This is a genomic window from Paenarthrobacter histidinolovorans, from assembly GCF_014647595.1.
GTDB lineage: Bacteria > Actinomycetota > Actinomycetes > Actinomycetales > Micrococcaceae > Arthrobacter > Arthrobacter histidinolovorans.
In genome coordinates this window covers 109,209-121,988 of sequence record NZ_BMPM01000012.1, presented here as the reverse complement: position 1 = coordinate 121,988, position 12,780 = coordinate 109,209, and the positions used below count along the sequence as shown (strand labels likewise).

Genomic DNA, 12,780 nt, shown 5'->3' with positions numbered 1-12,780 from the left:
CGGCCACAGCTCCGCAAGCTTCGCCAGCAGCCAAAAAACAACGGGGGGAGAGGGGAGCTGGCCGGTCACCTAAGCCGCCCCACCCACCACCTTTCTCGGCAAAAGAAGGAGCAACACCATGAACGCAGCACCCACGCTGGAAATGCTCGATCCCACCACCTTGACCGTGGACATCAACGTCCGCAAGGAAGCCGGACTCACCAAAGAGTTCGTAGCCAGCATCAAAGAACACGGCGTGCTCGTGCCCGTCGTCGCGCACCGGACCGAGGACGGAACCGTGCATGTCCTGATGGGCCAGCGCCGCACCCTCGGAGCCATAGAGGCAGGGGCCGCAACCATTCCCGTGCTCGTCGGCGACTCTCCCGAGGAAGCCGAACGCCTCGCCACGCAGGTAGTCGAGAACGACCACCGCAGCGCACTCACCGACGGCGACCGCGCCGAAGCGTTCCACCAAATGTCCCTGCTGGGAGTAAGCGCCAGCGTCATCGCCCGGAAGATGGGAGCTAAGAAAGCACTGGTGGATACTGCGCTGAAGGTCAAAGCGAACGCCACCGCAGCCCAAGCACTGGACCAAGGCCTGACACTGGAACAGTCCGCCGTGATCGAAGAATTCGCAGACGACGCGGACGCAGTGGCCCTACTCGAACGCCTCGCCACCGAGAACCCCGGCAACTTCGCCCACCGGGCGCAGCGGCTCCGCGACGAGCGCAAGAACAACGCCCTGCTCGCCGAGGCATGCGCCGAGGCTGCCGCCAAGGGTCTGACCGTGCTGGACGAAAACCCCAGCTACTACGACTACAAGGGACCCGCCGCGACAATCTCCGCACTGACCACCGCCGAAGGCGAACGCCTCAATGACGCCGACGCCGACGCGGTCTACATCGGCATCGGATACAGCGGCGTGGTGACAATCCTCGCCGTCGCAGACTGGAAGGCCCGTGGACTGCGGAAGGACGGCAAAGCCCCCGCAGGCGGGATGACCGACGAGGAAAAGGCCGCACGCCGGGAAGTCATCGAGAACAACAAAGCCATGGACTCGGCTGAGGTGGTCCGCAGGGAGTTCGTCAAAACCTTGCTGTCCCGTAAGGCCCTGCCAAAGAACGCCCAGAAATTCATCGCCCACACGATCGCCCATGCCAGCTACATCCTGACCAAGGCGCTGAGCAAGAACGAACTCACGGCCGAACTTTTGGGCACCGGCACCGGGTACGGCGAATTCAAGGCCTACGTCGATAGGCCCACCACCAAACCCGAAACGGTCACCCTCGCCATGATGATCACCGCCTACGAGGCAAACATCGATCGCACGAGCTGGCGGAGCCGCTCCGCCGACACCCGTTACTACCTCACCCAGCTCACGGCATGGGGATACGAGGCCAGCGACGTCGAAAAGATCATCCTCACCGACCCCGAGACGGAAACCGAGGAAACCACGGAAATCGCGGACGAACCCGAAGCCGCCTAGACCCCTTGCCGGGCGGAACCCCCACCGCCCGGCAAGGCCCCCGGCCACTCACCACGAACAGGGCCAGGAACCTCCCAAACGGCGGGCGGTCCGCCGCCCAGGGCGAACCACAGCAACCAATCACCAGCGGCGGACCGCCGTTCTACGCCACCAGGCATCGACCCGCCGAAAGCCGCGCATCGCCGGCTGCCTGGCTACACCACCGACCCACCACCGGGAGTTTTGTCCGCCGTCCCCGTTAGGCTCATCCCAAAGCACCACAAACAGGAGTCACCATGACCAAGCCACCAATACCGGATAACCCCATCAGCGACTTCATGAACAGTACCTTTACCGGCTCCCCGGAATCGTCGTTGCTGGCCATGGTCCTGGTCAGCGCCCTGCTAGTCGGCGTGTACCTCCTAGCCGCTGCGATCATCCGACGGAAAAAGGGCTCGTCAGGACTCAAGAACAAGGACCTCGCCTTCGCACTGACCATCGCTACACCACCCACGAGCCTTATCGTGCTGGGCCCCCGCGGACTACCAGGCGGACTGATCTGTGCAGGATTCACCCTGGTCATCGGCCTGTACCTTACGGCCACATCCAGGACCGGCCACAACCAAGACCGAAAGACAGTCACAGACAAGATCCGCTAGACTGAATACAGATTTCCTTTTTGCCGAGGAACAAAGCAGGACCGGCCCGCGCCGGTCCTGCTTTGTTTAACCCACAAACACCGACCACCTTGCCCACGGGCCAGAAGGTACAACAAAGGAGGGGCCAATGGCCCCTCCTTTGTCTGTCCAGAAACCTTGGGGGAATAAGGACGACCCAACCGTAGCAACCCACCCTGGCAAAACACCGCGAGAGTCCCCCATGGACCAAGCCCAACGCCGGCGACCCACCCAACGCCTGGGAACAGTTCTTTTCAGCCGGGACGACACACTGGGAAATCCTTTGGGAACCTGACAAGGGCACAGGAACCTCTACGCCCAGGGCAGCTTTTACAGCGGCCGGGGGAGTTCCGCAGGGCTACTACCCGCGATCTTCCAAAACACACCAACCGCCGAAATCACCAGAAAAAACAATACCAAAACAGGGCAAAAAATCTCTAGAATACGCGGAAAACACCTAGTTATTCAGGTGAATAATTGCTAAAATATAAGTATCAAGTCAAGCAGACGAACCGCACCACAAGTGATACGAAACCGAGGACTGAAAATGACTACTTCCACCACCGCAACCGCCGCCCGGGACTTCTCCATCGCAGAATTCTTCCTCGGACTCGCCGCCGTCGCACAGATCGCAGTCGCCGCGCTCGGGATCTGCTCCATCACCGGACTGGACGTCATCCCCACCATTGCTATCACCGCCACCGCAGCCTTGGCAGGTGCCGCCAGCTTCGTGATCTTCCTGCGGAGGAAGTAATGAGCACCGCATACACGATCTACACCAAGCCCCAGTGCCCGAACTGCGACCGGACCAAGGAATACTTCGACTCCAAGGGCATCACCTACACGACCGTGGACATCACCGAAGTGCCGGCCGCCTTGGAGTACATCACCGCCGAGCTGGGCTACTCCCAGGCACCGGTTGTCGTGAACAACTCCGATGACCAGGACCACTGGTCCGGCCTGCGCCGTGACAAGCTCGTCCAAGCAGCCATGACCCACAAGGCAGCGTGAGGACCATGACCACCCCGCACCCGGTGGACGGGTTCACGATCAGCCCACGGATCCCGCTGGAAGTGGACCTGTTCCGGCAGACCAACCCCAGCGGCACGATCACCCCCGACCCGGTAGAACCCGACGTTATCGACCTGTACGACGGCTTCTACGCCGTCCCCTACACCGGAGGGGATGACCGGTACCTGGACGCGATCAGACGCGCACCTCTTGGTCCCGGCGGTCTGTGGGACGAACACACCGCGGACCAGTACCAGCCCAACGACCTCACCCATGATGAACCGGGTGGGACCGAACCTCAGAACGAAACCACAACAGACACCGAGAACACCAGCAGCGCACGAGGAAAAGGACTCATCATGGCCGGCGAAACGACGATTACTGTCATTGGAAACCTGACATCGGATCCAGAGCTGCGTTTCACGCCCAGCGGGTCGGCGGTCACGAATTTCACGATCGCTTCAACGCCCAGGACCTTCGATCGCCAGTCCAACGAGTGGAAGGACGGGGAGACACTTTTCCTCCGGGCCAGTGTGTGGCGGGAAGCAGCTGAGAACGTCGCCGAGTCCCTGACCAAGGGCACGCGTGTCATCGTCTCGGGCCGGTTGAAGTCCCGGTCCTACGAGACCAAGGAAGGCGAGAAGCGCACCGTGATCGAGCTCGAGGTAGACGAGATCGGCCCGTCCCTGCGGTACGCCAACGCGAAGATCAACCGCACCCAGCGCGGCAACAACCAGGGCGCAGGAAGCGGGGGAGGGTTCGGCAACCAGGGCAACACCAGCCCGCCCGCCCAGCAGGATGACCCATGGGCGGCGAACCAGCCAGCCAACGCCGGTTCCTGGGGCAACGGCCCCGACTCTGAGCCTCCCTTCTAACCCAGGACTGTTTGATGAAGTCGCGCCAGAAGAAGGGTCCTTACTTCACTGAAGAGGATCTTGAGCAAATCAGGGCTGCGGTCCAGGCCGTGGGACCGCTGGAGGGGTACGCGTCGATCACGGACTTCGTTGAAGCAGCTGCACGCAGGGAGTTGCGGCGGCTGCAGCGCAAATACAACGGCGGTAGGAAATGGCCGGGAGTTGAAGCCGGGAAGCTCCGCCCTGGACGGCGGACGCGTGCCGAAACGGCAGCGTGGGAGGACCGGTCAATGAGGCGTTCGAAGTCCCCGCGCGCCGTTTCCGAATCGATGGAACGAGTCCTCATTCGGGACGTCATCCCGTACGAGGTGCCCGATAGGTTCAGTGATCTGCGGGGGCCGGCAGAAGGGCGCCTGACTTTGCCGCATCACGTGTATTGGGGACCAGTGCCGGAATGCGATCTGAGCGAGCCTGAAGGAGTTATCAAGGCGTACCAGGCGGTGCTGCGCGAGGGAACACGGAAGGACCAGGTGGAACTTCTCAACGCCGGGCTTCTCTGTAGGATGTGGCCGCTTTTGATGCTCCCTGTGAGATGCCGAAACCTCTGGGAGGGCAAGTTCCCGCACTTGGGTCAAGGCTCAGGGGAAACGCCGTAGGACCCGGAGCCGAGTACGCCGTTGGCTTCCGGCGATAGGGCCGTGAATCGTTGCCGGCGGCCACTGTTTAAGGTGGCGGAGCCGGCCATGGGATGGCCGGACGTCACGAAACGAAGCATGGGCGCACTGTTAGAGCAAAGCCCTCACGACACTAAGGATCATGGATGCCGTTGATGACAAGGACCGTGCTTCGGGACGTTGCTGCTCTTGTTGTGCTGGCTGCTCTCGCTGTGGTTGCTGCGATGTGGTTCCCGGCCAACGGTTTCATGGCCGCCGCTTTCATTGGTACTGCAATCATGTGCGTGCTCATTCTGACGGCCGCGGCACTGAACAGGAGGGATCCGACGGTGTGGGGTCCTCGGGTTAACTCGCGCGAGGCGACGGTTTTCATCAATGCCCTGAGCATTGTCGTCATCGCCCTCTACGTTTTCGGCCTGTTCTTCTAAGCCAGTGCTGTGCCTAGCTGCGTCGTCATGAGGCAGCAGTGCGCATGACGAAGGCCCGCATCTTTTGATACGGGTCTTTTTCGTGCTCGGGCGCGGCAGCTCGACCGCCGCTCTTACGGGATCTGGCAGGGCTGCGGGGTTTCCCAGCGAGCGAAGAACTTGTTGATTTCGTTTGTGGATGTTTGGTCGATGGCCAGCCATTCGGTGGCTGCCTTGCGTCCCATTTGTGCGCAGGCTTCCTCTGACGCCGGGCCGGCGGGGTGGTCGTAGAAATCGCTGACCTCCATCCAGAGGGCGTATGCAGCGCCGTCGTGGGAGAACCCAGGAGCTCACGGATGAACTGCTGGGCTTGTGTCATGACGAGGTCGTAGATTTGTTCGTCCTTGGCCTGCAGAACCTTGTGAGCCACGTCTGTCATTGCCCTCAGGAAGCGCGACTCAAGAGTGGTGTCGTCCATTGAGTGTCCTGTCGTGTCTGGTGAGGCCTGGGCGGTGGCTTGGGTCATCGCTGGGAGCACCCGGCCGTAAAATTCCCCTGCCGCTTGTGAACACTTCCGGCGCTTTTGGTTCCTGCGCCTGCACGCCCCGACCCGCGTGAACAGTGTGTGTCGTCAAGGCTGAAAAGAACCTGACCCCGCCTCCACGGTGCGACGGCAGCGCGGCGTCTTGGACCATGGGAAGCGGAGCCGGTTGTGTGCAGGCGGTCAGGTGGGTCCCGTCGTCCACATGTGTGCGGGAGAAGCCCGGAGGATTTGGCTTTTGCCGTGCCCATGTGGGCGAGGGGCTTAGTTGTTTTGGGGGCTTTCGGGGGTGGTTTCCGGCGCGGGGTCTTGTGTCTTGTTTTGTGTTTTCCGGCGTCGTGTTGCTGCGGCCGGTTCTAGGCCGAGTTTTTTGAGTTCGTCGGGGTTCCAGCCGTCTCGGGTGGCTTTGACGTAGGCGCGTTTGTCATCGCGTTCGGCGTCGGCCAGTTGTTCTTTGAGGTCGTTGACTTTTTGGCGGGCTTTGACGAGTTCTTCGACTGATTTGATGCGTGAGTTCAGGAGGGCTCGTGCTTGTTCTTTGGTCTGTTCGATGTCGATGGTCATGGGTTTGTGATGCCTTTCTGGGGTGGTGGCTTAGCGTTCGTGTCCGGCTTGGCGGTGTGCGGTCGGGCCGGTGTTGCTGGTCGTGGCTTGGGCAGCTTCGAGGCTTGGTGTCAGCGCCGTTGAGGGGTGCGCAGGGAATGAGCGGCGGAGGGTCTTCATCGGGTCCCGCAGTGTTGCTGTTGTCGCGGATTCTGCGGGCTCTTGCCGTAATTGAGGGTGCCGTGTGTCGTTGGTGAATTCCCGGACCGCGTCGGTGACCGTGGTGCGCTGAAAGGCGGCTGTGACTTCAGCTTGGCTGGGAATCTGGGCGGCCGCGTGGGCGGCTATGGTGTCGGCCTGGGCGCGCATTTCCTGCGGCACGACGTCGCGTATGGATGAGCGCAGTGCGGGAAGCAGAGCTTGCTGGTGAGGGGCTAGATGCGCGGAACCGGAAGTTCTTTTGTCAGCGCGTGTGAAGTCCAGGGGCAGCGGGACGTGGATCTGTATCTGCTGGGCATCGCAGGTAATCAGCGCGGATGATTCGGTCCGCTCTTGGAGGTGTCGGGTGATAGCCAGGTCGATCATGAGTGACGCGGTGAATGGGTCACCGTCGAATTGTTCGGTGACGTGGTTCCAGAGGTCCCAGCTTGTGGGTTGCCGATCGGCATGGAGGGCGATTGTCAAGGTTCCGTGGTCGGTGCCGGCGGTTGGCTGGTAGGTGACGGTGTCGGAGTAAAGATTGAGTGCCTGGTTGATGTCGTGACGCATTGTCTCCCCCTGGAAAGTCGTCTTCGTGGCATCAGCCTACCGTCCACGGCTTCACTTGTCAGCCCACCTGAGGTGAGAGAGATACAAAACTGTCTACGCGGAGCAAGCTATACATTTACACGGGTGTAATTGGCTTGTCGTCCTCGACACTGGCCGTCGAGTGCGGCACACTGGTCAGTGTGGTCCCGGTTCCGGGGTCGCTGCGCTGGGCTTTTGAAGGGAGGGATTGGGATGTCGGATGAGGAGAGCAATCACCGTCCCAATCTGTCCCGCCGTCGTCGTGCCAACACTCCGGCAGGGACGAAGAAGCGCCGCGACGTGTGGGTCACGGCCGAAGAGGAAGCCGCCCTCGTTGCGCGGGCCGAACGGGAGAAAGTGACCATCCCGAACCTGTTGGTTTCGGCGGCCCTGGCCGAACGTACTGATTCACCGACCGAGCGCCGTGCCGTCATCGCGGAACTGATGCAGCTGCACAACCTTCTGGCGCGTTCTTCGAACAACATCAACCAGCTTGCACGGCAGGCCAATGCCACGGGTGAGTTTCCTGTTGAGGCCCGGGAAGGGTTGAAGCATCTTCGTTCTGTGGCCATGAGGATTGATCGTGCCATTGAGGGGCTGATGTAGGAATGATTCCGAACATCACTCGCGGTTCGCGCATGGGCGGACTCATGATTTACCTGGCGTCGACCGACGCCGACAAGACCAAGAACGCACACACCGACCCTCACCTGGTCGCCGGGGACGCAGCGATCATGGCGTGGTATGACGACGGCGTTCTTGACCGCGATGACGCCGTGGCTATCGCGAAGCATCTTGATCAGCCGCATAAGGCTTATGGGGTGTCGGTTCAGGTCAAGGACTTCGCCTGGGACGCTGCCAAGAAGGAGCGAGTCCACGTCGGTTACAAGGACGCCAGCGTCTGGCACTGCTCCCTGAGTCTGCGGGCCGAAGAAGGAGCGCTGACGGACCAGCAATGGGGCGACATCGCCAACGACTTTGTGGATGCGATGGGCTTCACTGCCTCCAGCGGAAAAGCCCAATGCCGTTGGGCAGCCATCAACCACGGCACATCCGAAAACGGCAACCACCACATCCACATCGCGGTCTCACTCGTTCGTGAAGATGGCACCAAAGCCTCCACACACGGGGATTACAAGAAGGCACAACAGACCTGCCGCGAACTGGAAGTGAAGTACGGCCTGGAACAACTCTCCACCGTGTACGCCACCCGTGGTTACGACCGGGCAGAGAAGGCCACAGCCGTGCGGGATGAACGGGAAATGCACCGTATGTCGCTGGCCCGGAAGGTGCGTGCCAGTGCCAGCGCCTCAGCAACCGAAGGGGAGTTCGTTCGCCGCGCCCGTGACACTGGGATGCTGCTCCGTCCGCGCTACGCGAAGAACACCACCGACGTCATTGTCGGCTACTCGGTAGCCGAACGCCCCAAGGCCGGGGAACGGCCGATCTGGTTCGGCGGCGGCACGCTTGCATCGGACCTGAAGCTTGGTGCGCTGCGTCAAGAGTGGTTGGATTCACCACACGTTGCCACCGAAGCAGCAGCCGAATGGAACGCCGCTGCACGCAACAAGCGCACCGTCTCCAGGACCGGTCCTGAGAGAGCGACTCCCTCGCCGCAAGTATGGGTGGAGTACACGCGCAACGCGACCGCCCTGGCGGAGCAGCTGCGTTCCATTCCACGTGATGATCACGCCACGTGGGCGAAGGCTGCTCGGGATGTTTCCGGCGCTTTCGCCGCATGGTCTCATCGGCTGGAAACCACACCGGGGCCGTTGGCGGCCACCGCAGCTGAGCTGTCCCGCACAGCCCAGCTCCGCGCACCCAAGGCGCACGGCAAACCCGTTGTGCTGCCATCCATTGCCGGTACGGCCATGTTGTTCATGGCAGCGTCGAGTAAGAACAAAACTACTGCGCAAACAGCTCTGATGGTGCAGCTGATCAACACCGCCTTCGCCGTATATGAAATGCATCAGCAGTCCGGCCGGACCCGGGAAGCCCAGCGCATCCGTTCAGTGGTGGAGAACCAGCTCGCACCGTTCACAGGGACCATGCCCAAGGCGGCACGCGTGGAGGCCGGTCAACAGCAAACAGCTGAGGCAACGGTGCCTCCAAGGGCAATTGATATCGCACGCCGAGGCATGGTTCCCATCCGACCTGGATCCGCACTGCCCACCACACCAACCGCTACTCCGGCAAAGACCTATCAACCCAGCCAAAGCGACCCCGGCCCGGGCCTCGACCGATAAGAATCACACCACTAGTGCAAGGGGAACACCATGAGTGAATCAGACGGAATGGACGATGTAGTAGACGGCGGCCTGCGGCAATCACTGATGATCGCATCCCGCATCGCAGAGACTCTGGCCCGCAATCGACAGGAAGCCCAGCGGCAGCAGGAGCACCTTGAATTGACGGCCGCTCACGAAGCCCAAGCACGCTTTGCCGCCGAACGCGGTGCAGCCCACGCAGCACTCGCACCGGTCGAGAAGGACCAGTGGTGGGACAAGGCCCAACCGTCCGACATAGCTACCGCACGCGCCGTTGCGGAGGGCTGGAAGGACCACGACCCGACAGCCTTGGAAGCCTCGGAAAAGATCCGCCAGGAAGTCCTGGCGCGGTACGGCATCGACACGCACGACGTCGGCGCGGACACCGCATATCTTGAGTCAGGTATCCAAACGGTCACCACCGAGAAGGCCCGCCAGGACGCCCTGGCACTGAGCCAAGAAGAAGCCCGTAAAGCGGCTGCTGAACACGAGAAGGCCATGCAGCTCCTGGCGGCCGCCCGCGCCGAAGAACTCCGTACCCAGGCCGCGAAACTCGCCCCGGAGATGGAACGGCACCAGGTGCCCGTGGAGTATCTGGCCAACCCCGAGCTGACTAAAGCACTCCAGCTTGCGCACAACGCAAAGACTCCGAAAGCGTTGGAGGTAGCGGATGCCGCCGTGAAGGAACGCATGTTCCTGATCGGCAAGGACGGCGTCAACGGACCAGACATCGGCCAGCTCCGCAAGGAAACGGCCGCGAACGTCAACGGTGCGGGTGAGGAACACTTCAAGGACCCTGCGTTCGTGGACGCAGCGAAGAAACTACACGAAGCAAAACTGTTGGCAGAGGGCGGCTTCAAGGGCGACAAATGGTCAACCCAAGAGCAGCGATACGAGCTGGCCGAGAAGGAACTCTTTGCACGCATGCACGACGTAGGCCGGGAGATCGAGAACCGCGCCACCGGCAACGAGAACAGCAGGCTAAAAGATCAGGGACTGAAGACTGAAACCGCTGCACAGGCCGACTACGGATCAGCCGAACACCATCAGAAATTCGCGGATTCACTCGCTGGCGCCGGCGCCAACGAAACGCAGATACGCGGCCGCCTCGCAGCCGCCCGCAGCGAAGGTACACACCCCAGCACCGCCGTAACAGCAGGGAAGGCCACAAAAGCCCGGGAATCCCGTTCAGGTGCAGCCGTGGGCACCCAACGCGGCAAAAGCGGGTTGTCCCGTTAATCTCCAGCAGAGCTGAAGGTTGTCACCTTTTCACGTGACACCCTTCAGAAGACGCGTATCCTGCCGAAATCCCTCCGTATGTGCACGCTTTGCCAGCTATCATGAGCTGTTCTTGGGCGGCGGGGCTATGTCTTTCGCGGTTCAGGATCGAATTCAAGATCGGGCCCATCTAACGGACCTCAATGAGGAACTCGTCAACGCCTGGATCGCTGTCCGCGCGCACCAGGACGAACTGCGCCCTTTGCTTGCCTGGTACAAAGACCATGACTCGAAGCAGTTCTACTATGAAGTTCGGTCCGAGATTCCCGAAGGCAGCGGCGCCGGCAAGACCGTTCTGCTCGCCGGCGCCGAGGACCTGGGCATCAACAACGAGGACTGTCATATCCGAAACAGTCGCCTGATTATTTGGCCGGATCGACAGGCCTACTGCTTACGGAAGATGTCATGAACGTCGCAAGAACTCACTTGGGCTGTTGGATTGGGAATGACGTTGCATTTCAGGAGACCGTCCTCAACGGTCACGAGGATGGTTCTTGGGCTGACCACACCCGGGACAATGACTTCGTTCATACCTGTAAGCGGCACCTTCAGGTCGCTGGTTTGGTCGCCGACCGAAACACTGGTGACGACCTGACCCTTGAAGTCCGACTTGGCAGTGAGAGAAAGAACAACCTGGCCGGTTTCTCCAGGCCGGAGGTTGTAAGCAAGAGGGGTGTTTGGTTGGCCGGAGCCTGCTGGTCCGAAGGCCGTTTTGTCGAAGAAGGCACCTTCGCCCGAGTCTAGGAGGAGCCGTCCGGGTTCAGCGACTACCCCTCCGTCCCCGGATTTGTCGCACTCAACTATGTATGCAGCATCTACGGGAGACGTTGCATCAGGCACGCCACGAATGTTTCCTACCGCGAGCGAGCTGCCACCACCGGCCGAATTCCTAAGGTCTAAAATGTAGTCTCTTTGGAAGCGGACACCATACTCGCTGAGCCAGGCCTCTTGACCGGGTGTGCAGAGCGGCCCGCCTGCTGGAAAGGAATCAATAGGGGCCCCTGCTGGAAGGGCGAAGTGGGACACTGCGTCTGGTCGGAAGGGCTTCATCGATATTTTGAGGGATTGAGTGTTGGATTCGTCCTTGAACAAGATGGGGAAAACCGAAATGACACCGGTAATCAGGGTTACGAGAGTCACAGTCAACGCCCAAATGCGAGCGGTTCGAGATTTCAACGCCGACCCTTTGGATGAGGTTGCGGTTGCATCCCTGGGCGCGGCTTCGGCGACACTCTCTGCAGAGGGACGTAGCGGCTTCCCTTGGGAGGCCGGCTCCCCCAATTTCGTTGTCCTGTCATTTTGCTCGACTAACGGAGCCGCCGTCCCTGCGGATGAAGGTTGTTTTTCCCTCGTTCTTTCAGCAATGCGTGCTTGCTCTTGGGTGGCAGGCGCCAGCGGGGGCCCTTCTTTTCCCGTCTCAGCCAAGGTGGTTCTCCGACTTCAGTTGCTGAATCGAGCAGATGGTACGAGAGGCATATTTCGCGCTGCCTTTGGGGCAAGTTGCCCCTCCACCGACGGAAAGAATGGGCATGGGCATGGTGATGAATACAGCCTGCCCGCCATCCAATATTGGCAAGGGGATCTGGACTTCCTGCTCCCCGTCGGATGCACTTACCGTGGCGAGTACGCGCCCAGTGATGGTCGCTACCTTGTGCGTGACTTTGAGGTCCAACCCGGCGCGGGAAGTCTCACCGGCCGCTAAGTTGAAAACTGCGGGGCTTCCAGCAGGAATTTTCCGAGTTAGATCCTCGCCGTACAGTGAGGGCCCACCGAAAATTCCAGTCCCTGAACCCGAGGGCAGGAGGACTTCCCGAGAGTTTGCAGACCCTGCTGTTGCCCCTCCGGCCCAATCGTTGAAGTTCGAACACATGATGCCGTAACCGGCGTCATCAACAGGGGCGATGGCACCCTCCCAGCGGAGATCCTTGAAAGCCAGAGATTGACTTGACTTCGATGTGTTCGACAGCGTTACCTGTCCTATCCCCAGCTTGCCGTCTACCGCGAAAAAGTTCTCTGTCGCTAGTACCGCGTTCTTCTCCAGCCAGGCTCGTTGGACAGGCGTGCAGCCCTTGCGAGAACCCAGGCAGTCTTCGTGGGCCTTGATCGTCGGAAAGTCCTTTCGCATGCAGCTCAGGGACGTCAGCGGTGCCGCCTCTATTGGAAACTCTTGAGCATTCGCACCCGATCTCACGACCCATGTCTCACTCGTGATGATCATTTCTGTCCGTGGGACGACCTCAATTGAAAGACCGTCTGCAGACGCGGATGACCCAGGCGTTGCCACAGCAGCCTGAGTCT

General features: G+C 60.8%; 15 protein-coding genes and 1 pseudogene. 11 read left to right on the top strand and 5 right to left on the bottom strand.

Features of this window, described 5'->3' with window-relative positions:
• Window positions 1-118 precede the first annotated feature (118 nt).
• The 7 genes and pseudogenes from IEY62_RS20945 to IEY62_RS20915 all read left to right on the top strand — a co-directional run bounded on the left by IEY62_RS20945 (window position 119) and on the right by IEY62_RS20915 (window position 5,088).
• Entirely contained in the window at window positions 119-1,465 is a 1,347-nt protein-coding gene (locus IEY62_RS20945) for a ParB/RepB/Spo0J family partition protein (RefSeq protein WP_189021333.1), read from the top strand.
• 275 nt (window positions 1,466-1,740) lie between these two features.
• A complete protein-coding gene (locus IEY62_RS20940) occupies window positions 1,741-2,103 on the top strand; it encodes a hypothetical protein (RefSeq protein WP_189021332.1) in 363 nt (120 codons plus the stop codon).
• A 565-nt stretch (window positions 2,104-2,668) separates the two neighbouring features.
• Window positions 2,669-2,875, top strand: a complete 207-nt coding sequence (locus tag IEY62_RS20935) for a hypothetical protein (RefSeq protein ID WP_189021331.1) — start codon at window positions 2,669-2,671, stop codon at window positions 2,873-2,875.
• Window positions 2,875-3,132: a glutaredoxin family protein gene (locus IEY62_RS20930; RefSeq protein ID WP_189021330.1), complete on the top strand. Its 258-nt coding sequence runs from the start codon at window positions 2,875-2,877 to the stop codon at window positions 3,130-3,132. The genes IEY62_RS20935 and IEY62_RS20930 overlap by 1 nt, the downstream gene beginning before the upstream one ends.
• A gap of 5 nt (window positions 3,133-3,137) precedes the next feature.
• The gene (locus IEY62_RS20925) at window positions 3,138-4,007 is read left to right on the top strand and encodes a single-stranded DNA-binding protein (RefSeq protein WP_189021329.1); all 870 of its coding nucleotides are present in this window, start codon (window positions 3,138-3,140) and stop codon (window positions 4,005-4,007) included.
• Window positions 4,008-4,021: 14 nt separating this feature from the next.
• Window positions 4,022-4,270: pseudogene (locus IEY62_RS20920) on the top strand (ParB family protein); the annotation flags it as partial.
• A gap of 536 nt (window positions 4,271-4,806) precedes the next feature.
• Entirely contained in the window at window positions 4,807-5,088 is a 282-nt protein-coding gene (locus IEY62_RS20915) for a hypothetical protein (protein ID WP_189021328.1), read from the top strand.
• A 113-nt stretch (window positions 5,089-5,201) separates the two neighbouring features.
• On the opposite strand, the gene IEY62_RS20910 is transcribed toward IEY62_RS20915, so the two are convergent.
• The 3 genes from IEY62_RS20910 to IEY62_RS20900 all read right to left on the bottom strand — a co-directional run bounded on the left by IEY62_RS20910 (window position 5,202) and on the right by IEY62_RS20900 (window position 6,919).
• Window positions 5,202-5,375, bottom strand: a complete 174-nt coding sequence (locus IEY62_RS20910; RefSeq protein ID WP_189021327.1) for a hypothetical protein — start codon at window positions 5,373-5,375, stop codon at window positions 5,202-5,204.
• Window positions 5,376-5,872: 497 nt separating this feature from the next.
• Window positions 5,873-6,172, bottom strand: a complete 300-nt coding sequence (locus IEY62_RS20905; RefSeq protein ID WP_189021326.1) for a hypothetical protein — start codon at window positions 6,170-6,172, stop codon at window positions 5,873-5,875.
• A 30-nt stretch (window positions 6,173-6,202) separates the two neighbouring features.
• On the bottom strand, window positions 6,203-6,919 hold the full coding sequence (locus tag IEY62_RS20900) for a hypothetical protein (protein ID WP_189021325.1): 717 nt from the start codon (window positions 6,917-6,919) through the stop codon (window positions 6,203-6,205).
• Window positions 6,920-7,150: 231 nt separating this feature from the next.
• Between IEY62_RS20900 and IEY62_RS20895 the strand changes: the two genes are divergently transcribed.
• From IEY62_RS20895 to IEY62_RS21950, 4 genes are all read left to right on the top strand, one after another.
• Window positions 7,151-7,543, top strand: a complete 393-nt coding sequence (locus IEY62_RS20895) for a plasmid mobilization protein (RefSeq protein WP_189021324.1) — start codon at window positions 7,151-7,153, stop codon at window positions 7,541-7,543.
• Between the two features lie 2 nt (window positions 7,544-7,545).
• Window positions 7,546-9,183, top strand: coding sequence for a relaxase/mobilization nuclease domain-containing protein (locus tag IEY62_RS20890; protein ID WP_189021323.1), 1,638 nt, complete (start codon window positions 7,546-7,548; stop codon window positions 9,181-9,183).
• 30 nt (window positions 9,184-9,213) lie between these two features.
• A complete protein-coding gene (locus IEY62_RS20885; protein WP_189021322.1) occupies window positions 9,214-10,443 on the top strand; it encodes a hypothetical protein in 1,230 nt (409 codons plus the stop codon).
• A 127-nt stretch (window positions 10,444-10,570) separates the two neighbouring features.
• Window positions 10,571-10,891, top strand: coding sequence for a hypothetical protein (locus IEY62_RS21950; RefSeq protein ID WP_189021321.1), 321 nt, complete (start codon window positions 10,571-10,573; stop codon window positions 10,889-10,891).
• Here the strand turns inward: IEY62_RS21950 and IEY62_RS20875 are convergent.
• Entirely contained in the window at window positions 10,867-11,622 is a 756-nt protein-coding gene (locus tag IEY62_RS20875; protein WP_189021320.1) for a hypothetical protein, read from the bottom strand. The genes IEY62_RS21950 and IEY62_RS20875 overlap by 25 nt on opposite strands.
• Window positions 11,623-11,899: 277 nt before the next feature.
• Window positions 11,900-12,700: a hypothetical protein gene (locus IEY62_RS20870; RefSeq protein WP_229785495.1), complete on the bottom strand. Its 801-nt coding sequence runs from the start codon at window positions 12,698-12,700 to the stop codon at window positions 11,900-11,902.
• Window positions 12,701-12,780: the final 80 nt, after the last annotated feature.